The following is a 24,271-nucleotide window of genomic DNA, read 5'->3' as shown; positions in this document are numbered from 1 at the left end:
ATTAGTTATAATGGATTGCGAGTTTATTTAGTAAATTAAATTGAGAAGAGAGTGGAATATGCGACTTCCTGATGGTTTCAAAGAAAAATATCAAAAATTACTGGGCGAAGAGGCACAACCTTTTTTAGCGAGTTTTGACCAGACAGTTGAAAAGGGCTTCCGAGTTAATCCGTTGAAGGGCACGGTAAAATTACATGACCATTCAATCGACCAGCCAATTTCATATTCTGACTGGGGATATTATGGGAAGGTCAACGGTAAAACGATTGACCACCAAAGCGGGTTAGTTTACAGCCAAGAACCTAGTGCGATGCTGGTTGGCGAAATTGCTCACCCGCAACCAGGCCAAAAAGTTTTGGATCTTTGTGCGGCCCCTGGCGGTAAAACCACGTATTTAGCTAGTTTTATGGCTCAGGAAGGACTTTTGGTTACTAATGAAATTAATCGGGGACGGGCTAAAGTCCTAGCTGAAAACGTGGAACGTTTCGGAATTCAAAATGCCGTAATTTTAAACGAGTCACCGGATCGGCTGGTAAAAAAATTTAACGGATATTTTGACTTAATCGTAGTAGATGCGCCGTGTTCTGGAGAAGGCATGTTTCGAAAAGACCCTGAAGCGGTCGAATACTGGTCTTTGGAATACCCAGAAGAATGTGCGCGGCGACAACGTGAAATCCTGAAAAGTGCCATGCAATTGCTTGCTCCGAATGGTAATCTGGTTTATTCGACGTGCACGTTTGCACCTGAAGAAGATGAACAAATCATTGCTTGGCTATTGGAAAACTATCCAGACTTGAAGATGGAACCCGTTGCGCGAACGGAAAATATGGATGCAGGGCGTCCTGAGTGGGCCAACGGCAATCCTGAATTAGCTAAGGCAATCCGGTTGTTTCCCCATCATTTTAAGGGAGAAGGCCATTTTATTGCCAAGTTAAGTAATCACGCGGAAGCTGCGACACCTCAGCCAAAAGGCAAACGTAAAAAGAAGGGTCGGGCAAGTGATAATTCGTTAGACCGCGAACAACAACGATTATGGCAAGATTTTGCAAACCAGTTCCTCGTAAATCCCCAATCCTTTGCAAAGGATCATTTAATTGTGCACAATCAACGGCTATATTATCAAACCGTTCCCGTGGATTTGAGTGGCTTACGAATTGTTAAACCAGGACTTGAACTGGGGAAATTTAAAAAGAGACGATTTGAACCTAGTTTAGGCCTGCTGATGGCCTTACAAAAAGCCGACATTAAACAGGTAGTGGAAATCACGCCAGAGCAATGGCAAAAGTACGTGCATGGCGAAGAAATTGCTACGGAAGCTGCGGGCAGGGGATGGGTTGCTTTAGCGGTTGACGATATCATTGTCGGGCCGGGAAAACTAGTTCAAGGTAAGGTTAAGAACTTTTACCCGAAGGGGCTTCGGATTAATTTTACGGTTAAGTAAGAATAAAATAAAAAGCTGGATCGGCGGTGGAAGCGTAATACGCTCGTTACCGTCATCCAGCTTTTATTTATCTTATCGTAATTGCCGCTCCGACAAGTCGGCTAACTTAGTAACCCCGAGCAATACCATTAGGCAGCGGAGTTGGTACTTCCAACGCTCAATTAGGTCGATGATTTCTTGATCATCATGATGCAGTAGTTGGTGAAGGAAGTAGCCTGCAACGCCCACGTTGTCCGCTCCTAACGCAATACTTTTAATTACGTCAGCAGGGGTGCGGATACCACCAGTTGCGGTAACCGATAGTCCTAATCCGCTAACTTCTTTGAGCGATTCAACGGTGGTGAGCCCCAAATCAGTTAAAAAGGCGAAATCTTTTTCGGAACGCCGCGCGTTTTCGATTTGGACGAAGTTAGTACCGCCCTTACCACCAACATCAATGTACCGGACCCCGATGGATTGTAGTCGCAGAGCGTCCGCTCGGGTCATCCCCGCACCTACTGCTTTAATAACTACGGGGACGCTCACAGCTGCTTGAATAGCTTTAATTTGTTCTAAATAGTTAAAACTGCGGTCGCCTTCTGGCATAACCAGTTCTTGCGCAACGTTAATATGTAATTGCAAAACGTCTGCGTCAAGCATGGCGACCGCTTTTTTGGCTGCCGCAACGCTAGCGTCCGCGCCCAAGTTAGCTAAAATCAGTCCGTGGGGATTTTCATTTCGAACTACTTGGAAGGTATCGGCTAATTCCGGATACTTTAGGCCCACTGACTGAGAGCCCACCGCCATTGCCAAACCAGTTTCACGAGCAATGATAGCTAATCGACGGTTAAGTTTCGCGGTCGTTGGGCTGCCACCAGTCATGGCTTGGATAAAGAAGGGGACTTCTATGGGAAGTCCTGCTAATTTAGTTTGGAGGCTAACGTCATCAATCCCCATTTCTGGTAAAGCGTTGGGGCGCAACTTAATTTCCGTAAAACCTGCAGATGCGACGGGCTGGTAAAATTTTTCAGCGAGTGAGACGTGTTCATCTTTACGGTGGGATTGAATATTTTTCATAAGTACTCCTAACTCAATTCATCGATATCATGGACATCCAAATCTAATGGTTGAATATCTTCTTTTTGCCATTCGTTAATAATTTTTTCAGTATTATCATTTTCTTCGGTGATTACAATTCCACAATCTCCGCCACCAGCCCCAGAAGATTTTGCAGCTCCGCCGAATTGTTCAGCAATGTCGCATAAACTAGTTAGCGCAGGGGTTTCAATGGAAACGCCGCTTAATAAACTTAATTGTTGTAAGAGAAGCCGGTTGGCGGTAATTTGTTGCTTAATTAATTGGCTGTCACCGTTTTTAAATCCTTCGATCATTTTGCGCAAACATTCCGCACTGTTTGCCAAGAACTCGTGGTAACTGTCGGTTTCTTGGTAACTGGTGGTGGCAACTTGGTCAACTAGATCCGAAGTGGAAGCTGGTGAGCCAGTCCAACCGATTAGTAGTTTTAAATCGGCGGGAGGAGTTAATAATTCAATTTTTAACTCGGGCCAAGGCGTCCGTAGAATCGTTCCTAAATCTTTAGTGCGCCGCATACTATTTAACCATTCGCGGTTGAAGGAGCGGTATGCAATCCATCCGCCATAAACACTTGCGGCGATGTCGCCTAGCGAACCATTTCCCTGAACGTCTAAATGGGCAATTGAAGCTAGCTTAAAAAGTAACTTTTTGGTTAGGGGGATTTGGTAAAATTTGGCCAACGCCTTGATGGTAGCGACGGTGACGGCTGCTGAACTACCTAAACCATACTTTTTACCATCGCTGCTATCCAAGTCACTATTGATGTAGAGATTGTAAGTTCTTAGTTGACGGTGCATTAAAACCGCTAATTCTTCGGTGATGGAGATTGCCGCTAGAATATAGTGGTAAGGATTATCACGATTGTCAACTACCAATTGGCCGCCTTTACGACGCCAGGAGACCACGTTGTCATGATATTGCTTAGAGATGATGTTTCCAAAAGTTAACTCGCTAGGTTCAATACTAGCAGTAATAAATTGGTTCACCGCAACTAATACCGCACTGTTACCTGGTTCGACAATTGCGTATTCACCAGCAACGTATAATTTTCCCGGAGCTTTTTGTGTTATCAATTTAAAAATCCCTTTCAGTTTTTTGAGAATTTAATTCCACTGCCTGGACGGGCAATGACTAATTGGCGTTCTTCAAAGTAATTCTTTAAAAAGTTTCGAATCGCTAAAACGTCTTTGTTTTGGCATAGAACCTTCACATTCGGGCCCGCATCAATGGTGTAATAACATTCGATGCCGTGTTCCTTTCGAAGCCGGGTAACGAGCCGGATGACTTTTAAGGTATCGGGCTGGAAGTAGGTAAATGCCGGAATGGCCGCAAGGGTGGTTGCGTGCATCATCATTGCACTGTGCTCCGCTAGCTCCCCAATTTTGGTAAAGTCATTTTTCTTGACTGCAGCAAGCATTTCGGGGACCATGCGGTTAGATTCAGATACCCACGTGGGATAAAAGGGAGAAGTTTCTACCGTTCGTTGCATCCCGTTAGTGCTTTTAATACTCTTTTGATGACTATTGACTACGACAGTAACCATGTTTAAATCAATATCTTTTTCATTGACCACTTGTTCGACAAAGGAAGATTCATGATCGCTGCCACGGTGCCAATGCACAATTCCACCGAAGACTGAACGCGAAGCAGAACCAGAGCCCAACCGAGCAATTCGGGAAATGTTAGTTAGGTCATGTTCATCGCCTAAAGCATCCGCAGCGGCCCCAGCCAAAGCGGCCATTCCAGAAGCGGACGAAGCGAGCCCGGCTGAAGTCGGGACATGATTAAAAGACCGAATTTTTGCAAATCCAGGGTAACCATACTCTTCTTTTACGGCGTCAATTACGCGATTGATTCGAGCCATATGTTTATATGGCATTAAATTGCCATTTAACCAGAACTCATTGACCTTGTAATCTTCAGAGAAGTTAACGACGGTATCCGTATAAAACTCGTCTAAGGTCAACGATACGCTATCATTAGCGGGGATGATTAATTCAGAATCAACTTTTCCCCAATACTTAATTAGCGCAATGTTGGTATGTGCGCGGGCAAAGCCACGCTTCTTGTCGGTTGTCTTCAAAACTAAAATCTACTCCTATAATTTTTCAATCCAAGTGGCAGTTGCTCCAGCTTTGCGTAATTGAACGCTAACGTTTTCTGCCGCTTGGGCATCGGGGACTAAGGAAATTACACAGCCGCCTAGCCCGCCACCGGTTAATTTACTGCCTAAAGCACCGGATTGATTAGCCGCTTGGATTAATTTTTCGACTGCCGGATGGCTAACTCCTAGCTGACGGAGACAAACTTGCGCGTTATTCATAATGTCGCCTAAAGCCAAAGAATCATCATCCTTTAGGGCAGTTGCAGTTTGACTAGTTAATTCTCCCAATTTTTCAATCAAAAGTCTACTATCATTATCGATACGTAGCTTGTTTTTAACAATGTCAACGGCTTCGCCAGTCTTTCCTTTAATTCCGGAATCACTGATTACTAAGTAGCCGTTAAAATTAATTGGCAAAGCTTTAATGGTCCCATCTCGTTTAAACCAAATTGGTCGGTCTGCGCTGGCGGTCGCCGAATCAAGGCCGCTAGGGTTACCATGGATAATTTTTTCGGAAATATTAACCGTTTTTAATAGCTTGTTTTTAGTTAAGGGACGGTCAAAAAAGGCGTACATGGCGCGTACAATTGCTACGGCAGTGGAAGCCGAAGAACCCATCCCCCGTTCAGCTGGAATTTGGCTGTCAATATCTAATAACAATCCATAATGTGGCTTTCCTAACGTAGTTAAAGTTTGGTTAATCAGCTGCTTGATTCCCAACAAATTACTATGAATATCATTTAAGAAGCCATTAAAATAGCGACTCCGTATTTGAATGTCGCCAGGGATGGATTGTATTTTTACGGTTGTTTTTACGTTACGGATGGGAAGGGCAATCGCGGGCTGATTATACACCACACTGTGTTCACCCATTAAAATAATTTTTGCGTTACTAGTTTTAATTACCTCTTTCACGATGCTCCTCCTTTTTGGCCTAAAGTAAATGATACTCTAAATCAGAGGATTTTTCGATGTAGAGAAGGTAAACATTTGGTAAAATTAGTAATTAGAGACTAAGGTTGGAGATTTAGTAATGAAAAAAACAAGGTATGCTGTTGTAGATTTAGAAACAACCGGTACGGGATCGGTTGAAGAAAGTCGAATTATTCAAATTGGCTGTGCTTTTATTGAAGGCGACCAAATTACTGAAACTTATCAAACAAAAATTAACCCGCAGATGACGATTCCTAAGCGAATTTCACGATTAACGGGGATCACGGATCAACAAGTTCGCCAGGCCCCTAAGTTTGCAGATGTGGCGGATAAAATCTATCAAAAATTAGCGGGCACGGTGTTCGTAGCGCACAACGTCAATTTTGATTTTCCGTTCTTAAATCGAGAATTGGTGCGTAGCGGGTACCCAGAATTAGACTTAAAAGCGATTGATACCGTTACGTTAAGCCAGGTTCTTTTTTCGCGTACCCGTGGTTATCGGTTACGGGATTTAACTAATTATTTGCACATCGAACACGACGACCCACACTCGGCAGATAGCGATGCCGTGGCAACCGCACATTTATTCTTAAAAATTAAAGCTGCGTTAAGTGAATTGCCAATCGTTACCTTAGAGCAGTTAGTTAAATTAGGTGACCAGCTACCTTTACAAACCGCAACGATTTTAGAAGAGGCGTTGCAAAAAAGCAAACGGCATCCCAATAAGTTACCGGATGACTTATTAGTGGTTGACGGATTGGCAATTAAACGACCCGCTCCCTTAAATACGGGTGAAGAGGTTAACGTAAAAAAAGAAGCTTATCCACAGACTAAGCGAAGCAAGATAAAATTGTACAACAAGACGTTAAAGTGGCGTAAGAGTCAAGCAACCTTAATGAACTATGTTTACCAACAGTTTAGTCAAGAAAACGAAGAAAGAAACATCGTTGTTGAAGCTCCTACGGGGATGGGAAAAACGTTAGGGTACTTGCTTCCTCTTAGTTATGTGGGGCGGCAACGCGCGCGTAAAGTGGTGATTAGCGTCCCTACTACCGTTTTACAGAACCAAGTTCTTAAGGTAGGTAAGGAGCAGCTAAATCCGCTTTTGAGATACCCCCGGCAATTTGCGGTGTTAAAGGGTAGCAGCAATTATTTGAATTTAGATTTGTTTGCCAAGAAAATTGCCACCCCAACGGAACTAAGTAAGGATGGCCGGTTGTTGGCAATGAAAATTTTAGTTTGGCTAACCACCACAGAGACTGGTGATTTCGATGAAATTAATTACCACGTTGGTTTTGGCAATAGTATTGATCAATTTCGCCATGCGGGGGCAACCGTATTATCTGCACAATCGCCGTTTTACAGTTATGATTTTTATCGGCGCGCTAAAACCAAGCTAAAGTTTGCTGATTTCATTATTACTAACCATGCTTACTTGGCGCATCACAGTGCAAAGTTTAACGTGCAGGAGCGGGCGCCGTACTTAGTGATTGACGAAGCTCAGCATTTTGCACAGGAATTAGCTAATTTAAATCAACAATATCTAGACTTAAACGAATTGATGATGGAAGCACATCGGTTAGTTAGCCGATTATTAATGAACCACCATGATAACCTAATGCGTTCGGTAATGAAGCATCCGTTGGCTGGTTTTCATATTCGCCGGTTCGTTAATAGCCTAGAAAAAATCAACCGGCTAATTTCCCAAATTCAAGGGAATTTGTATGAACATTTTGTTCAACGGCAAAAAGTGGAACTGGTTGAAAATCAACCAGCTGAAATTGCAATCGACGAAGCTACTATTCAACAGCTAAATCAAAACGAGTTTAATGCGCTAACCCAAGAACTCGCTAACACCTTCATTGAATTTGACACGCTGGACCGGTATTTCAAACAACATGACTTAGGTTCGGTAACCAACGAAGCCTGGCGACAAATCGGGGCGTTTCAAGGTAACCTAACTAAGTTTTACGACGCAATTCGCGACCTGAAAAATGATTCCGCGCAAAGTTACTACTGGATTACGCTAGGCCCTAACCACGATGCTGGTAGTATCCGAATTGGCCGGGGAGTAGTTAATCCTGGAGAATTTTACCAAAAAGAAATCGTGCCAGCATTTGCTCAAATTTTGTTGATCGGTGGTACACTATTTGTTGGTAATCATCGAGATTATTTCTTAGACAAGTACGCCTTAACCAAGGAAAATGCAATTATTCGTTCCTTTAATACGGGGGTAAACTTTGCAAAACAACTTGACTTTGAAGTTTTAGATTCTAGTTTTACGCTGGATCCGGACACCTCGACGAAAGCTTACGAGCGCTTTTTGGCCAACGCAATCGTGGAATTAACGGAAGACGTTAACCGGCAAACTTTAGTACTTTTTAATTCGTTAGATACCATTGAGAAGGTATATACTAGGATGATGCAGGAACATCCTGAGCGCTCCCGTAAAATCTTGGCTCAGGGCGTGCATGGTTCTCGTGCTAAGATTATCCGAGAGTTTAACGATGAGGATAACGCAATCCTGTTAGGTGCGGCGTCATTTTGGGAGGGAATTGACTTTCCTGGTGATCGTTTAGAGTACCTAATTGTGACCCGGCTTCCATTTCGTTCGCCAGGCGATAAGCTAGTTCAACTAGCTGCTAAGCGGGCACGAAATCCGTTCCGGCAGTTTACGTTGCCAGACGCGTTGTTAACTTTCAAGCAGGGCCTAGGACGGGTAATTCGCAATAGCGATGATACCGGAGCAGTCGTGATGTTAGATAATCGGATTATGAAACGTCGTTACGGCAAGCAATTTATCCATCAGCTGCCTAACGGAGTAGAAGCCCACTATGGCAAAATTGATGAGATTAAAACAAGGGTCGCTGACTTTTTTAAGTAGTCCCGTTGTTTATGTTAGTTGAGGAAGATTATGAAAAAAGGTAGACTTAAACATCCATTTTTGCTGATAACTTTTATTGTGCTTGCAACAATTATTGGTTCAGCTGTGATTATTTTTAATGAGATTAACCAACCCATTCGGGGGGATACCCGCGTAGCAAAAACGATTGCGCTAGACAATACTGACTTGACCAAAGTTGATCGGGTAACGCGATTTGTTTATAACCAAACCGAGTACACAGTTTCTGGTGCCAAAAAAGACGGCACTAACATCTTTGTGGTAATTGCTGATCACGGAAAGAAAATCACGGTATACCCTCAATCAGCAGGAGTGTCGGAACAGGCCGCAATTAAAACTGTTGAGCAAGATTCTGCGTTAAAAGAAATTACGTCCAGCCGATTTGGGATTGTTAAAAAACGTCCGGTGTGGATGATTTCGTACATTAACCAGAAGGACCATTTAGTCATTAAACTAATTGACTTTAAAACTGGACAAGAAATCAAGCACGTATCCACGTACTAAGTTAAGGAGCAAATATGCAAGACGTATTGTTGAAGTTATTACAGGACGGCAACACTAGCATTCCTAATTTTTTGTTAGATAATTATGCAAAGTTGGGGATGACTAACAACGAATTTTTACTATATTTACAAATTAAGAAAGAACAATCGCGGGGAAATGGGTTCCCGCCGATGGATAAACTTGCCACGAGTTTAGGCATTGACAGTCAAACCCTATTTGCAACCATCCAATCTTTACAAGACAAAAAGATGTTGGAAATTAAGCAAAGACGGGATGGACAGGGTCAGCTAACTGATTTTTATGATTTTAGTTTGTTTTACCAAAAGTTAATTGCCCTCTTAGATGGAAAGGCGACTCAAGAGGTAGCAACTCAAACGCAAGAGAAAACCAATAGCATTTATGACCAGATTCAAGTAGAATTTGGGCGAGCATTGTCACCGATTGAGATTGAGACGATTGCCCAATGGGTTGATACGGACCACTTTTCGCCGGAATTAATCCGGTTAGCTTTAAAAGAAGCGGTTTTAAATCAAGCGTATAACTTGAAATATATGGATCGGATTTTATTGAATTGGCAACAACGAAACCTCACCACGGCGGCTCAGGTAGAAAATAGTCTCAAGCAGCGCCCGCATGGTGAAGCGGAAAATAGTTCTAAGGTCACCAAAAATAAAGCCTCAAATGTATATATTCCGCTAATTAAACTTACTGATAACCAAGATAATAAATAAATGTATAAAAAAATACCTCCTTAACAAAGGAGGTATTTTTTATTATTTAACGTTCGTTAGTTACTGGAACTAACCGAGGCGTTCTCGGTAGAAGGCGAGGTAGCAGAAGAACTTGGTGTTTCACTGCTAGATGGTTCGCTAGAGCTAACTGAACTACTGGAAGATGATGACTCAGAACTTGAAGAGTCGTCATCTTTTTGACTTTGTTCGTCGTGATCGTCATCTTTATCCTCATCCGAAGAAGATGACTTGCTCGAACTGCTGGAGCTTGAAGAACTGCTAAAGATTGATGAGTAGGAGCGTTTATTATTTTTTGCATAATCATCGCTCTTACCGGTATCATCATAATCTGCCCCAATTTGATAGTATTCATTTTCACCTTTCTTACCAACTGAAGATGGCATACTCCAGTCCGCGTTAGATGAATACTGAGCCATGTAATAAATCATGTATTTCCACAGGTACTGTGCCAAGTTAGTTTGTTCTTGGGTTAAATAACCAGTGGTGGAGTTAGGATGATCAAATCCGGTCCAAACAGAAAGTGAGTAGTCTTTTGTATAACCCGTCATCCAGGAATCACTAGAAGCGTTACTTGGAATGTCATATGCTTCAGTAGCTTTCTTAGAGTACGCTACGGTACCAGTTTTACTTGCCATGTTAATTCCTGGAAGGTTAGCTGCACGTCCGGAACCATTACTATCTGTGGTAACACCCTTTAAAATTGAAGTCATCAGGAAGGCGGTTGCTTTAGACATCGCTCGGCTACCTTTAGACTTGTATTTGTAAATCTTACCATCATTAGTAACTACTTTATGAATATAGGTTGGTTTGTGGTAAATTCCTCCGTTTGCAAATGCTGCGTATGCGGCCGCTTCTTGCAAAGTAGAAATATATAAACCGATCCCGTTGCTAAGGGTGTACCCATCTTTACTGGTAATTCCTAAGCCTTCCATAAAGTCGCTTGCCTTAGAAATGCCCACGTCTTGTAAGGTGCGAATAGCCGGAACGTTCCGTGATTGGATCAACGCATCCCGAACGGTCATCGTTCCCTTAAACTGGTGGTCAAAATCGTAAAGCTTAGTGTTTGTTCCCGGATAAGTAAACGGAATATCCTTAACTTTTCGATAAGTTGGCCACTTCAAGTATTCAAAGGCGGGGCCGTAATCCATCAAAGGTTTAGCAGTGGAGCCGGAACTACGGTCAGTTTGTACCGCACGGTTTAAACCATAGGTGACGTCGCCGGTTTTCCGACCACCTAGCATTGCGACAATTTTACCAGTTTTGTTATCAACCATGGTGGCGCCGACTTGAATTTCGTCGTCATTAAAGTTAACGGTTTGATCATCGTTTGCTAGTTCATACAATTTCTTTTGAGCAGCGTAATCCATGTTGGTATAAACTTTCAAACCGCCCTTGGTAGTATCAAATCCCTTGTCTTTAAGGTCGGTTAATACTTCTTTAACGTACGGGTCAATAATCTTGTTTTTCTTGGTAGATTCTGAAGTAGTTTCGTGTGTATCAGTTAACCCAGATTGAATACTTTCGTTTTCTGCTTGATCTGCTTGTTGTCGAGAGATTTCCTTATTCTTAACCATCGCTTCTAGAACGGTATCTCGACGTGACTTAGCATATTTAGGGTTGCTAATTGGATCATAGTTAGTAGGAGACTGTGGCATTCCGGCCAACAACGCTAACTGAGCTAAATCAAGCTTGTCCAGCGATTTACTAAAGTAGTATTTAGCGGCAGTTTCCATGCCATATACGCCGTTTCCCATGTATACCTTGTTAATGTAGAATTCTAAAATTTGATCCTTGCTGTACTTTTTGTCAACTTGCAAAGCTAACCAAGCTTCCTGAGCTTTAACCTTTAAGGTACGGTCGGAAGCATCCGTTGAGAAAACGGATAGTTTTACTAATTGTTGGGTAAGGGTACTAGCCCCTTGTAGTCCCAGGGAAGAGCCGGTAAAGTTGGCTAATGCGGCCCCAACGATTCGTACGGGGTCGATCCCATTATTTTTATAGAAGCGCCGGTCTTCAATGGAAACAATCGCGTGTTTTAAAGTCTTCGGGATTTCTTCTTTTTTAACATATTCCCGGTTCTGCGACCCTAGACGGGTTAACACCTTACCGTCTTTATCGTAAATAACGGTGGCATTGTCGCTAGATAATTGCGCTTCCGTAATCTTGGGCGCGCTTTGGGCGTAATACATAAATAAACCGCCGCCAAAAACAATTAACGCAACTAAAAAGCCAACCGCCGCTAATAAGAGCTTTTTAACCCATGAAGAAGGACCTCTCTTATTAGTATGAGAACGTTGCATTTGCGAATGTTGCGTTCGCCGCAGGGGCTGTTCATGATTATCATTTCTACTATTCATATCTAATCTCCTTGCTCTTTAAAAATCGATTCACTATATAATTTGATCTACTGCCTCAAGATATGGAATTAACGGGTTAATCTGGTAGTTAATTTCATAACCATTTTGTTCAAATACAGAAAGCGGAATCGATTTTCGACCACCATTTTTGATATTTTTCCAAAATTTGAATAAGTCTGTTGCCGGTAGTAAAAATATCTTATCCAATTTTACAAATTTTACTATGGTAAAGCAAACTCCACCAACTTTTTGGCATTGCTCCATATGGGTAATTTGATGTTCGTGAAAGTTACTTAATGGAAAAGAAGTCGTATTCGTAGTTTCCTTTGCATCAAAATCAATGTATTTACCCTTGTATACGCCGTTATAGTCAGTAGTGGAAGCTTTACTAAAATATGCTTCTTTAATTCGTGCTGCACTACGTTTAGGGTAGTCAACCTTTACAATTTGAATTGGGGTTGGCTTTTTATGCACTACGGCAATTCCACGAGATAAGTAGTAACGATTACTTTCGTTAAGCTCTTCTTCTAAAGACATTCCCCGTTTTCCGTAAATCGGCACGCTCTGTTTCTGTGGACGATCAACACTAGGGTGGTTATTAAGTGTTGATCCAGTTGGGTAGTTAAATTTCACGGCTCATCCTCCTGATAGCTTATTATACTATGCTAATAAGCTCTTTAAGATTACAAAAGACTTAAAAATAGGGGAAACACAAAACAATTTAGTTTTTCTGCGTACCTATAATGTAGTAAACTTCATTTACAGATGGTATGAAATGGGAGCGATAAAATGAGTCGGCTTTGGTTAACAGGTTACCGTAGTTATGAATTAGGGATTTTTTCGGATAGTGATCCCAAATTAAAGGTGATTAAGTTTGCCCTAAAAAATCGGTTGATTGAAAAAATTGAAACGGGAACGACTTGGGTGATTGCGGGACCGCAATTAGGAACTGAACAATGGGGATTGATGGTAGCAAATGAACTAAAAAAAGACTATCCCGAGCTACAAACAGCAATGATGGCACCGTTCGCGGATTTTGGTCAGCAATGGAAGTCAGAAAAACAAGAGCAATTGGCCGCTCTTAAAGCAAAGGTAGATTTTTACGGTCAGGTAAGTGATTTGCCATACAAAAATCCACAACAATTAAAAAATTATCAAAGTTTTATGTTAGAACATACCGACGAAGCACTTTTGTTATATGATAGTGAGCGGGAAGGAAAAACCAAATATGACTTAATGGCAATTCAAAGATATCAAAACCAAAATGCGTACGACCTTACCACCATCGATTTTTATGATTTAGAAGATGAAGCTAATACATACGCAGAAAACCAGGAATAATTCTTTGAATTTCCAAGAAGTTTTGATACAATAGAATACAGTTATTTGATCAATAGTAATCAACGAGGTGCAGCGATGGACAACATTAATTTTACTCCAAAGGATATTTTGCAAAAAGAATTCAAACCGAAGATGCGGGGTTATGACCCAGCAGATGTCGATACTTTCTTAGATTCCGTAATTAAAGATTACGAAAACTTTGGGAAAGAAATCGAACGGCTTAAAGACGAAAATGAACGGTTATCAGATAAGGTTGACGAATTAGGTAAGCAAGTTTCCGCTGGTGCAACCGTTGAAGAATCAGCACCCGTTAGTGGAGCAACTAATGTGGATGTCTTGAAACGTTTATCCAATCTTGAACGTCGCGTATTTGGTGCTCAACTTGAAGATAACGGCAACGATTCGCATCGAATCTAAATTAAATATCATTTTGTAAATCTCGGGTAATTGCGGCTAACATCGGTTAGCTGAGGAAAGTCCATGCTCGCACAAGCTGCGATGCTTGTAGTGTTCGTGCCCGGTGAAAAAATAAGCTGGGGCATCTGATTTCAGATGACGGCAAGCCAACGAGCTAAAGCTTCGGCCATGCTCTAGTAGCTTTGAAAAGTGCCACAGAGACGATCTTATTAAGAAATTAATAAGTTGGAACGCGGTAAACCCCTCGAGCGGGAAACCCAAACTATGGTAGGGGAGCTTCACATCGTGGAAATGAACTAAGATGTGGGGGCAGATTTAAAATCTGCAGATAGATGATTACCCAAATTTAAATTTTTCCTGAGAATTTATTTTGGACAAAACATGGCTTATAGAGGTTTACAAATTCAGGGAGGCTAGGGTGAAAGTTTACTTTTATCCTAGCCTTTTATTTTACTAATAAACAATTCTAATAGGGAAGTTATTATGAAAAATTACAAATTATTAGCAACCATGGCAAGTGGTTTAGAAAGTTTGACTAAAAACGAATTAAAAGATTTAGGTTATGATGTCCAAACAGAAAATGGGCGAGTAAGGTTTGAAGGAACTTTTGAAGACATTATTCGCACTAATTTATGGTTGCGGACTGCTGACCGAATCAAAATTATTGTGGGAGAGTTTAAAGCGGTCACTTTTGACGAACTTTTCGAACAGGTTAAAGCATTACCGTGGGACGAGTTAATCCCGATTAATGGTGCTTTTCCAGTAAACGGTAAGTCTAAAAAATCCCAATTACATAGTGTGCCCGACGTCCAGGCGATTACCAAAAAGGCAATTGTTGAAAAACTCCGCGAAGTATACCACTGGCGCAATCAACTACCGGAAACCGGGGCTAAGTATGGGTTAGAAGTCAGCATTGATAAAGATCACGTATTAATTACGCTGGATACTACCGGAGATAGTTTGTTTAAGCGGGGGTATCGTTTGTATAAAGGATCTGCCCCTCTTAAAGAAACCATGGCTGCGGCATTAGTAATGCTAACTAATTGGCACGCTGATAAACCACTAGTAGACCCATTTTGCGGGTCAGGAACGATCCCAATTGAAGCAGCCCTGATTGGACAAAATATCGCCCCTGGCTTTAACCGTAGCTTTGCTTGTGAAAGCTGGGAAATGGCTGACAAGGAAATAGTGGAACGGATCCGGGCCGAAGCAGACGAAAAAGCCGATTACGATGTCGAACTCGACATTACTGGTTATGATATTGACGGTAAAATGGTTGAGATAGCAAATAAAAATGCTGAAGAAGCTGGATTAGCCGGAATCATTAATTTTAAACAACAAGCCGTTAAGGACTTTAAAACGGAACAAAAAAATGGGGTAATGATTGGAAATCCACCATATGGTCAACGGTTAAGCGACCAAAAAGCAGCCCGCGAAATTTATCGTCAATTAGGTACAGTAACTAAGCCCCTAGTCACTTGGAGTAAATATTTCATCACTAGCGACCTCGATTTTGAAAAATACTACGGGCAATCAGCCACTAAAAAACGCAAATTATATAACGGAGCGTTACGAACGGATTATTTTCAATTTTGGGGTAAACGTGAAAGGTAGGTCTTACTGGTGAAAATTGCGGTAATTGGTAACGGGATTGTAGGAGCTACGTTTGTTAGCGAAATGCTAGAGCGTTTCCCGGAAAACCAAATTGTTCAATTTGATGGCATTAAAGGAACGGCAACTACCGCTTCTGCTGGAATTATAGCTCCCTGGTTATCAAAACGAAGGAATCAAAAATGGTATCACTTGGCTCGATTAGGTGCCGAATATTTAAATCAGCTCGCCCAAAAATACGAAATGCCAGCTGACGTTTATTATCAGAGCGGCGTCATTTATACTAGAGACCAAGCTGATAAGTTAAGCGAGTTGTACCAACTAGCCCAGACGCGGATTAAACAAGCGCCTCAAATGGGAGAATTTGAAATTGTTGACCATCAGACAATTCAAAAGGAATTTAATTTTATCCAAACCAAAAATGACGGACTTTTCGTAAAGGGCGGCGCTCGAATTGATGGGCGCCAGTTCATTAATTTTTTACAAAAGCGTAATCAAGGTAAATTTGAGTTTCGCCATGACGTTGCCCAATTGAAACGAGAAGGTTCGCACGTGCTCGTTAATGGCGAACATTTTGATTTGGTTATTTTGGCTTGTGGGGCATGGTTAAAACAAACTTTGGCACCACTTGGGGTGGAAGCCTTGATTCGGCCACAAAAAGGGCAGTTAATTGAAGTTACGCTACCTGAGCACGCACGGATGGCTGACAAGGCACCCGTTCTAATGCCAGAAGGTGAACGAGATTTTATCCCCACTAATCAAGGAACCTTGCTGATTGGGGCTACACACGAAAATGATCAAGGTTTTGATTTACAAGTTAGCTCCCAAATTGTGGAGGACTTATTAGCAAGCGGTCAACGAGTAATCCCCGGGCTTACTCAAGCAATGGTTAAAAGTGTTCGCGTAGGTACCCGAGCATATACAGCAGATTTCGCCCCATTTTTTGGTTATTTACCTGAATTTCCAGAAATTATGGTTGCATCCGGTCTAGGTTCTTCTGGATTAACCACGGGACCAATCATTGGGAAGTTACTAGTAGACTTAGTTGCGGATCCTCAGCGCGACGTTACCTCTTTGACTAAGCCAGTTGGTGATTACGTTAAATTAGGAGGAATCTAATGAAAAAAGTAGAGAGTTTTTACTATCAACCTGATTTTTTAAACAACATCATTTCATGGTGTTGGACATTCTTGATTTTAATCGTCGGGGTCATTTTTTGGCTGGAAGTTACCACGTTTAATTGGATTACGGCAGTTTTCTTTGCACTGTTTGTAATGGTAATTAGTATTCAAACGGTAAGCCGAAGGGTCGAAGTAATTGGCTCGGAAGTTATTATCAATCGGGTGTTTAAAAGCAATTTTACCGTACTAAGCATCGCTAATATCGAAGACGTTACTCGCGGAAAAATCTCGATAAGTTTCCAATATGATCATAAAAGATATAAACTATTGATGAGGCGTCGCTCGGTAAATCGCCTTTATGAAATTCTTACAAAGGAGTAGATCATTATGAACGATATTGAGATTTCCCAAAATGCAGAAATGCTACCCATTCAAGAAATTGCCCAGCAGGCGGGATTTAATGAAAAAACCGTCGAACCATATGGGCGTTACAAGGCAAAGATTGATATTTTTGCTGAAGACGAAGAAGCTGCTCAATTAGGTAAACTAATTTTAGTTACTTCAATTAATCCTACCCCGGCTGGAGAGGGTAAGTCGACGGTCACGGTGGGGCTTGGCGACGCTTTAAATGAAATGACTGGTTCTGCAATGGTGGCGCTAAGAGAGCCTTCACAAGGCCCTGTAATGGGCATGAAGGGCGGTGCTACTGGTGGAGGCTATTCACAAGTAGTCCCAATGGATGAAATTAACTTGCATTTTACCGGTGATATGCATGCATTGACCGCTGCTAATAATACATTGGCAGCCTTGATTGATAACCATATTCAGCAGGGAAATCAACTCAATATCGATCCGCGAACCATTGTTTGGCGGCGGTGCTTAGATATTAACGATCGGGCTCTTCGAAACATCGTGATTGGCATGGGCGGTCGCTTTAGTGGGGTGCCGCGGGAAGATCACTTTGACATCACCGTCGCAAGTGAATTAATGGCGATTTTGTGTTTGGCAGAAAGCTTGACGGACCTTAAAAAGCGGATTAACCGAATTTTAATTGCTAAAAATTATGCTGGAGAACCAATTTTTGTCCGTGATCTAAAGGTCGGCGGTGCGATTACCGCCCTCTTAAAAGATGCTTTAAAGCCTAACCTTGTCCAAACATTAGGTCATACTCCAGCATTAATTCATGGTGGTCCATTTGCTAATATTGCACATGGCTGTAACAGTGTTTTAGCAACTAAAACGGCGCTAAAACACGCTGACTACACAATTACGGAAGCCGGTTTTGGAGCAGACTTGGGTGCTGAAAAATTTTTGGACATTAAGACTCCCGTTTTAGGTAAAGAACCTGACGCGATCGTCATTGTGGCTACCGTACGGGCGTTGAAGTACAACGGAGGCGCTAAGCTAGCTGACTTACAAAACGAAGACCTTGTCGCCTTGGAAAAGGGTTTTGTAAACTTACAAAGACACATTAAAAATATGCAACGTTACCAAGTGCCAGTAGTGGTTTCGATAAACCATTTCACTTCTGACACTGATCAAGAAATTGCCGAACTCAAGCAATTAGTAGAACAGACTGGCGTACAAGCAGTAGTTACTGATGCTTGGGCGAAGGGCGGTGCTGGCTGTAAAGAGTTGGCCCAGGCCGTGATTACAGCTACCGACACAAATTCAGATGTTACGATGCAACCGTTGTATGATGTGGCAGCTCCTATTCAAGATAAAGTTAAAGCGATTGTGCAAAAAATGTACGGGGGCGCTGAAGTTCAATATTCAGCAACGGCTTTGAAGAAAATTAAAGAATGTGAGCAAAATGGTTGGGATAAATTGCCAATTTGCATGGCTAAGACCCAATATTCCTTCACCGACGACCCTAAACAATTAGGGGCACCGACAGGATTCACTATGCACGTTAATGACATTAACATTCGCTTAGGGGCTGGATTCTTAGTTGTACTAACTGGCAAAGTATTAACCATGCCTGGACTACCTAAGCAACCGGCTGCATTAAATATTGACGTTAATGATAAAGGAGAAATCACCGGATTATTTTAGTGATTAGAAGTTATGAAATACACTGCTTATATTTTTGGGCTAATTCTATTAATAGCTGATCAAGCATTTAAATTTTTTATTAGCCACACGATTCCCTTAGGTGCAGTACGGCCATTGATTCCAGGTGCACTGTCGTTAACTAATTTACGTAATGACGGGGCAGCCTGGAGTATTTTGGCAGGAAGCCAACTTTTATTTACTCTAATTACAATCGTTGCGCTCTTTGTTTTGGGCTATTTATTAATTACGCAGCATAACCACGTTTGGTATCGTTGGGGCTTGAGCCTAATGATTAGTGGCACGCTGGGTAATTTTATTGACCGCATTCGGTTAAAGTACGTGGTGGATATGTTTCAAGTGGATTGGTTTAATTTTCCAATCTTTAACATTGCCGATAGTTGCTTAACCATCGGAGTGCTCATTTTAATGATTGCGATTATGCGAGATAACCGAATTGAAGGATAAGGGGATTTTATGAAAGAAATTAATTTTACGATTGAAGAATCTGCAAAGGGTCGTTTGGATAAGGTGATTGCGGAAAACGTCGCTGATCTAACCCGTTCTCAAGTACAAAGCTTGATTAAAAAAGGGCAGATTCTGGTAAACGACGCGCCTACTACCAATCGTTATCAAGTTAAACCGAACGATCAAGTTATAATTAAGCTACCAGATCCGGTAGCAATTGACGTTCAGCCCGAAAAAATGGATTTAGATATTGTCTATGAAGATGACGACGTGATTGTCGTTAATAAGCCCCAGGGTATGGTTGTCCATCCTGCTCCCGGGCACGATCATGGAACTTTGGTGAACGGACTATTGGCCCACACGCCTTTGGCAACGATTAATGGGGAGTTGCGCCCTGGAATTGTGCATCGAATTGACAAGGATACTTCCGGATTGCTTATGGTTGCTAAAAACGACCAAGCTTTAGTAAGCTTGAGCAAACAGTTAAAGGACAAAACTAACCAACGTAAGTATTGGGCAATCGTTCATGGTAATATCAAAGAAGATACTGGTACGATTAATGCACCAATTGGTCGTTCTAAAAAAGATCGCAAAAAAATGGCCATCAACGAGGAAGGCCGCCCGGCGGTCACACATTTTAAAGTTTTAGAACGGTTTGGCGAATATACCCTCATAGAATGCCAGCTAGAAACCGGACGAACCCATCAAATTCGGGTGCACCTTAAGTACATTGGTCATCCCGTAGCGGGAGATCCGTTATACGGTCCCCGAAAGACCTTGAAGGGAAACGGCCAGTTTTTACATGCTAAATTACTAGGGTTTAAACACCCGCGGACTGGCGAAGAAATGGTGTTTGAAGCTGATCCACCAGCTATTTTCCAGACCACTTTAAAAAAATTACGAGCCATTAGTGACTAAGAAATTTTTGCACAAGGTTGAAAAAGATTTAGATAACGTAAGTATGGCGTTGATATTAAAACTACGGAGGAGCTGACATTATGGAAAAAGAAATTATGGATGCAATGGCGATGAAACGGGCGTTGACTCGCATTACATATGAAATCATCGAACGGAATAAGGGCGTTGAAGATATTGTTTTAATTGGCATTAAAACTCGGGGAGTGTACATTGCTAAACGAATCGCTGAACGCCTAAAACAATTAGAGAATATTGATATTCCAGTTGGCGAGTTAGATATTGCGGAGTATCGCGACGATCAACGCGATGGGGCAGGCAAACGGCCTACCAAAACTAATGCTAACCTATCTAAAATTGACTTGAAAGACAAGAAGGTTATCTTGATCGACGACGTATTGTATACTGGGAGAACGATTCGGGCGGCAATGGATGCCATTATGGACATTAACCGGCCAGCGCAAATCAGTTTAGCTGTTTTGGTTGACCGCGGACACCGTGAATTACCAATTCGAGCAGATTTCGTCGGGAAAAACATTCCTACTGCCCAGAATGAAAAAATAAACGTCTCCGTTCGTGAAATCGACGATGAAGACGTAGTGTTATTAACGAATTAAAGATGCACTAAATTGTGGAGGTGGCATTATGGCAGACCGTTACTTGATTTTAGAAGATGGTTCTGTTTTTAAAGGCAAAGCATTTGGCTCACGAGCAACCACCTTTGGCGAAGTTGTTTTTAATACCGTAATGACCGGCTATCAGCAGGTGATTACTAATCAAATTTACCATAATCAAATTATTGTTTTTTCTCAACCAACCATTGGTGCGGTCGGTATTGACCGCTCGAGTTATGAATCTGTTGACCCAACTTGTAAAGGAGTGATTGTCCGTGATGTCGCCGACGTTTCCATTAATCGGCGTCGGCGCCTTTCGCTGGACGAATATTTAAAGCGACAAAACATTCCGGGAATTTCTGGAATTGATACCCGTGCATTAATTAAGAAACTACGCACCAACGGTAAAATGAAGGGAAGCATTATCGATCCGGTTAAAGATTTAGAACATGCATTTGACCAACTCCGGGCGATTGTCTTGACTAATCAACAGGTAAACCAAGTCTCAACCCCTAAACCATTCCCTAATCCGGGAAATGGTAAAAATGTCGTGGTAATTGATTTAGGACTAAAATATGGTATCTTGCGGCAATTAAATCAACGAGATTGCAACGTTACGGTTTTAACTTATTCAGCAACTGCCGATACTATTTTTAGTCTTGATCCGGATGGTGTGATTATTTCCACGGGTCCCGGGAATCCCAATGATTTACCAGCGGAAGTTATCGAAATGATTCAAACCGTACAGCGCAATAATATTCCTTTATTTGCGATTGGGTTGGGACATGAAGCATTTGCAATTGCAAATGGTTGCCAAATTAGTGAACTAACCTCTGAGCATCACGGCGCTAATCATCCAATTTTATCGGTAATTACCGACGAAATAATGTACGCCTCACATGGTCAGGGATACACGGTAGACCCAGCAACCGTGAACCGCAAGGATTTAATTGTTACGCATTATGATATGATTGATCACTCAATTCAAGGTTTACGGCACCGGGACTTCCCCGCATTTAGCGTCCAATTTTTCCCTGATAGTTCACCAGGACCTCGTGAAGCAACCGAAATGTTTGATGAATTTATGGAAATGATGACGACAAGAGGGGGCCGTTAAGTTGGCTAGATTTCACGCAAGAAACGTTTTAATTATTGGTAACGGACCAACGCAAATTGGTCGCGATACGGAAAGCGAAGCAGCAGCCGCACAAATTGTTGAGATTTTTGCGCAAAAGGGACGTAATTTATTTTACGTAACCAACGATGCTAACTCCGTAATCCCGCAACTAGACGTGCCAATTAACTTTATCGTCACCGAATTAACGGTGAACAATTTAATCCAGATTCTTCGAGAACATGAAATCGACGTAATCTTGCCGGTAGTAAGTAATACTGGCGGGCTACAGTTAGCGGAGCAGTTAAATGAGTCTGGGATCCTAAAAGAGCTTAATATTCGGACAATGGGCGTCACGACCACTACGATCCACAACATCAATAATCCTGAATTGATGAATAAAGTCCTGCGACATATTAAGGAACCAATTATTCCGACGACGGTAGTGGAAAACGAAAAAAACGCGGTTATGTTTGCTAAGCGAGTAGGGTTTCCGGTATTAATCAAACCGATTGCTTCCCTAACTAAGACAAACCGAATTAAATGCGATAACGAACACCAGTTACAAGAAGTGTTAGAGACGGCCTTCAAGGTCTCGACAACTAACCAAGTTGCCGTAGAAAAGAGCGTAGTGGGTTATAAAGAGATTGAAATGACCGTGATTAGAGACGCAGAAGGTTCGAAGCTACTTATTAATGGTGCCGAAGACCTTAACCCAATCGGTGTTCATTCGGGGGATTCGATTATCTTTAGTCCAACGCAAACGTTGACCGATACAGAATTTCAAGAATTGCGAGCTTCGGCATTAAAAATTACCGAAGTTTTGAAAATTAAGGGCGTTTGTCATGTCCAATACGCACTTGACCCGACGAACGGCAAGTACTTCGTAACACGAATCAATCCGTTCTTTGACCGGACTACGGCTTTTGCAGCGCGAGCAACTGGCTATCCCGTTGCTACAGTAGTGGCCGAGATCTTATTAGGAAAGAACCTTCGCGAAATTGAGCTAACCGGAGTGCAAAAACACGACGCCTTGGCATTAATTGAGCCTACGTTAGATCACATTGCGGTACGCTTTCCGACATGGTCGTTTGCTAGCTTTAAGAATGCGGATCAAGAGTTAAATACGAAAATGAAATCAACGGGAGCAGTAATGTCTTTCGGACGGAGCGCTGAAGAAGCTCTTCAAAAGGCGATTCGCTCAGTAGATTCAACGACAGCTGCGGAACAAGCGGCCCTGGACGAATCCCAATTGAGCGAGGCGCAACTGATTAACGTCTTGATCCACGAGCGGGCGGGCGAAGTTTACTATTTACTAGAGGCTTTACGACGAGGTTATACAGTTGACGAGCTTGCTGAAATGACGCACATTGACGCTTTTTATTTCTACAAATTACGGCATTTAATTAAAGTTGAAAACCGTCTAAAAGCCCACCATTTTGATGCCGAGGCTTTGCGAGAAGCGAAATACTTTGGCTTTGGAGACACACAAATTGCCCACCTCTGGCGCACCACTCCTAGTGCAGTACGCAAATTTCGGACGGAAACGGCGAAAGTATTTCCGACCTACAAAGGCGTTGAGCCTACCGCTGGGGAATTTCCGTACCTTACCAACACCTATTATTCAACTTTTGAAGATGAAGACGAGGCTGTGCAGATCTCCGGTAAAAAGGTGTTAGTTTTAGGCACAGCAAACAGCCAGGTGGGAACGAATAGTGCTGCAGAATATACCACTTTTCAAACCTTACGGCGGTGTAAGGCTTTAGGGTACAAAGTGATTTTGATTAATAATAACCCTAACGCAATTACTTTTAACCAGCAATTAGCGGACAAAGTCTATTTAGAACCCTTAACCGTGGAAAATTGTTTGAATATTATCCAACGTGAAAAGCCTGATAAAGTACTGGCTCAAGGGAAATGGCAAATTGTTACACAGTTAACCGAACAAAACATTGAAATCGCGCAAATCCCTCTAAGCCGAACAACGCGGTCAGAAAACATCGGAGCTGATTACATGGCGGTAATTAGTAAGATAAATGGTCAAACCCATCTATTTGGCATTATCGGGGTGGATCAGAATAGACTGTTTAGTTTTGCTGAGAACTCAGTCGTGGATCAACAGTTAGACACCTCGGCAATTGATGAGGAAGCTAATCAAATTGAACATGACGGAATCTTTTCGGTAATGTTGAAAAAAGAAGCTTCCGCGTTGAAGGTGATTAGTTGTGTACCGGTGGCGATCCAGGATTTACCATTCTTATCCCTTGCATTTAACCAAGATTTTGCAGGAATGATTACTGAAATTACGCTTACCGGAACGTACCAAATTGAAGAACACCCGGTCCGGATGGCTAGGTATCATTACGAACATGTTTATCCGTATAAGCAATTTGGGTTAACGCAACCACAAAAGGCGCCATACTCCTTAGCAATTGGTGCCAAACTAGAACAAGCTGACTCATAGTTTTAAGATTAGAGCATAAAAAAAACTGTCATTATAAAGTCAATTATGAATACACCTGAGAACTTAACTTCTAAGTGTGTTCCGTTA

Annotated in this window: 21 protein-coding genes and 1 other RNA gene; 16 read left to right on the top strand and 6 right to left on the bottom strand. The window is 42.0% G+C overall.

Annotated features, from left to right (window positions below):
* The first annotated feature begins 58 nt into the window (after nt 1-58).
* Nucleotides 59-1,441 (top strand): RsmB/NOP family class I SAM-dependent RNA methyltransferase, encoded by a 1,383-nt coding sequence (locus tag I6H64_RS03845; RefSeq protein WP_008840913.1) that lies wholly within the window; start codon nt 59-61, stop codon nt 1,439-1,441.
* 72 nt (nt 1,442-1,513) lie between these two features.
* Here the strand turns inward: I6H64_RS03845 and fni are convergent, their stop codons facing one another.
* From fni to mvk, 4 genes are read right to left on the bottom strand one after another with little or no spacing between them, the layout of a single operon-like run.
* Complete coding sequence (gene fni, locus I6H64_RS03840) at nt 1,514-2,497, bottom strand: type 2 isopentenyl-diphosphate Delta-isomerase (protein WP_008840914.1); 984 nt, start codon at nt 2,495-2,497, stop codon at nt 1,514-1,516.
* A gap of 8 nt (nt 2,498-2,505) precedes the next feature.
* Nucleotides 2,506-3,588: a phosphomevalonate kinase gene (locus tag I6H64_RS03835; protein ID WP_002831596.1), complete on the bottom strand. Its 1,083-nt coding sequence runs from the start codon at nt 3,586-3,588 to the stop codon at nt 2,506-2,508.
* 14 nt (nt 3,589-3,602) lie between these two features.
* Entirely contained in the window at nt 3,603-4,598 is a 996-nt protein-coding gene (gene mvaD / locus I6H64_RS03830; protein WP_008840915.1) for a diphosphomevalonate decarboxylase, read from the bottom strand.
* A 15-nt stretch (nt 4,599-4,613) separates the two neighbouring features.
* Entirely contained in the window at nt 4,614-5,534 is a 921-nt protein-coding gene (gene mvk / locus I6H64_RS03825; protein ID WP_008840916.1) for a mevalonate kinase, read from the bottom strand.
* A gap of 118 nt (nt 5,535-5,652) precedes the next feature.
* Here mvk and I6H64_RS03820 point away from each other — a divergent pair, with 118 nt between their 5' ends.
* The 3 genes from I6H64_RS03820 to I6H64_RS03810 are packed head-to-tail and all read left to right on the top strand — an operon-like array spanning nt 5,653 to nt 9,689.
* Nucleotides 5,653-8,436 (top strand): helicase C-terminal domain-containing protein, encoded by a 2,784-nt coding sequence (locus tag I6H64_RS03820; protein WP_008840917.1) that lies wholly within the window; start codon nt 5,653-5,655, stop codon nt 8,434-8,436.
* Between the two features lie 30 nt (nt 8,437-8,466).
* Nucleotides 8,467-8,958, top strand: coding sequence for a cell wall elongation regulator TseB-like domain-containing protein (locus tag I6H64_RS03815; protein ID WP_002831604.1), 492 nt, complete (start codon nt 8,467-8,469; stop codon nt 8,956-8,958).
* Between the two features lie 14 nt (nt 8,959-8,972).
* Entirely contained in the window at nt 8,973-9,689 is a 717-nt protein-coding gene (locus tag I6H64_RS03810; RefSeq protein WP_005916850.1) for a DnaD domain-containing protein, read from the top strand.
* 56 nt (nt 9,690-9,745) lie between these two features.
* Here I6H64_RS03810 and I6H64_RS03805 read toward each other — a convergent pair whose 3' ends face one another.
* Nucleotides 9,746-12,067 carry a PBP1A family penicillin-binding protein gene (locus tag I6H64_RS03805; protein ID WP_056984993.1) on the bottom strand — a complete coding sequence of 774 codons (2,322 nt, stop codon included), beginning with the start codon at nt 12,065-12,067 and terminating at the stop codon, nt 9,746-9,748.
* Nucleotides 12,068-12,100: 33 nt separating this feature from the next.
* The gene (gene recU / locus I6H64_RS03800; protein ID WP_004165139.1) at nt 12,101-12,700 is read right to left on the bottom strand and encodes a Holliday junction resolvase RecU; all 600 of its coding nucleotides are present in this window, start codon (nt 12,698-12,700) and stop codon (nt 12,101-12,103) included.
* A 156-nt stretch (nt 12,701-12,856) separates the two neighbouring features.
* Between recU and I6H64_RS03795 the strand changes: the two genes are divergently transcribed.
* The 12 genes from I6H64_RS03795 (at nt 12,857) to I6H64_RS03740 (ending at nt 24,184) form a co-directional block, all read left to right on the top strand.
* The gene (locus I6H64_RS03795) at nt 12,857-13,408 is read left to right on the top strand and encodes an SLOG family protein (protein ID WP_008840921.1); all 552 of its coding nucleotides are present in this window, start codon (nt 12,857-12,859) and stop codon (nt 13,406-13,408) included.
* A gap of 75 nt (nt 13,409-13,483) precedes the next feature.
* The gene (gene gpsB, locus I6H64_RS03790) at nt 13,484-13,825 is read left to right on the top strand and encodes a cell division regulator GpsB (protein ID WP_002831618.1); all 342 of its coding nucleotides are present in this window, start codon (nt 13,484-13,486) and stop codon (nt 13,823-13,825) included.
* Between the two features lie 18 nt (nt 13,826-13,843).
* Nucleotides 13,844-14,219: RNase P RNA component class B (gene rnpB / locus I6H64_RS03785), an RNA gene on the top strand.
* Between the two features lie 89 nt (nt 14,220-14,308).
* Nucleotides 14,309-15,439 (top strand): THUMP domain-containing class I SAM-dependent RNA methyltransferase, encoded by a 1,131-nt coding sequence (locus I6H64_RS03780; protein WP_008840922.1) that lies wholly within the window; start codon nt 14,309-14,311, stop codon nt 15,437-15,439.
* Nucleotides 15,440-15,448: 9 nt separating this feature from the next.
* Nucleotides 15,449-16,555, top strand: a complete 1,107-nt coding sequence (locus tag I6H64_RS03775; protein WP_008840923.1) for an NAD(P)/FAD-dependent oxidoreductase — start codon at nt 15,449-15,451, stop codon at nt 16,553-16,555.
* Nucleotides 16,555-16,938 (top strand): EbsA family protein, encoded by a 384-nt coding sequence (locus I6H64_RS03770; RefSeq protein WP_008840924.1) that lies wholly within the window; start codon nt 16,555-16,557, stop codon nt 16,936-16,938. Before I6H64_RS03775 ends, I6H64_RS03770 begins: the two co-directional genes overlap by 1 nt.
* A 6-nt stretch (nt 16,939-16,944) precedes the next feature.
* The gene (locus tag I6H64_RS03765) at nt 16,945-18,612 is read left to right on the top strand and encodes a formate--tetrahydrofolate ligase (protein WP_008840925.1); all 1,668 of its coding nucleotides are present in this window, start codon (nt 16,945-16,947) and stop codon (nt 18,610-18,612) included.
* A gap of 12 nt (nt 18,613-18,624) precedes the next feature.
* Nucleotides 18,625-19,077 (top strand): signal peptidase II, encoded by a 453-nt coding sequence (lspA, locus tag I6H64_RS03760; RefSeq protein ID WP_002831627.1) that lies wholly within the window; start codon nt 18,625-18,627, stop codon nt 19,075-19,077.
* A gap of 9 nt (nt 19,078-19,086) precedes the next feature.
* Nucleotides 19,087-19,995 carry an RluA family pseudouridine synthase gene (locus I6H64_RS03755; RefSeq protein WP_056984990.1) on the top strand — a complete coding sequence of 303 codons (909 nt, stop codon included), beginning with the start codon at nt 19,087-19,089 and terminating at the stop codon, nt 19,993-19,995.
* 80 nt (nt 19,996-20,075) lie between these two features.
* The gene (gene pyrR / locus I6H64_RS03750) at nt 20,076-20,609 is read left to right on the top strand and encodes a bifunctional pyr operon transcriptional regulator/uracil phosphoribosyltransferase PyrR (RefSeq protein ID WP_002831630.1); all 534 of its coding nucleotides are present in this window, start codon (nt 20,076-20,078) and stop codon (nt 20,607-20,609) included.
* Nucleotides 20,610-20,637: 28 nt separating this feature from the next.
* Nucleotides 20,638-21,723, top strand: coding sequence for a carbamoyl phosphate synthase small subunit (locus tag I6H64_RS03745; RefSeq protein ID WP_002831632.1), 1,086 nt, complete (start codon nt 20,638-20,640; stop codon nt 21,721-21,723).
* Between the two features lies 1 nt (nt 21,724).
* On the top strand, nt 21,725-24,184 hold the full coding sequence (locus tag I6H64_RS03740; RefSeq protein ID WP_008840928.1) for an ATP-binding protein: 2,460 nt from the start codon (nt 21,725-21,727) through the stop codon (nt 24,182-24,184).
* The last annotated feature ends 87 nt before the right edge of the window (nt 24,185-24,271 follow it).

This window comes from Pediococcus acidilactici (assembly GCF_016127815.1).
GTDB classification, from domain to species: domain Bacteria; phylum Bacillota; class Bacilli; order Lactobacillales; family Lactobacillaceae; genus Pediococcus; species Pediococcus acidilactici.
This window is presented reverse-complemented; position numbering and strand designations above follow the sequence as displayed.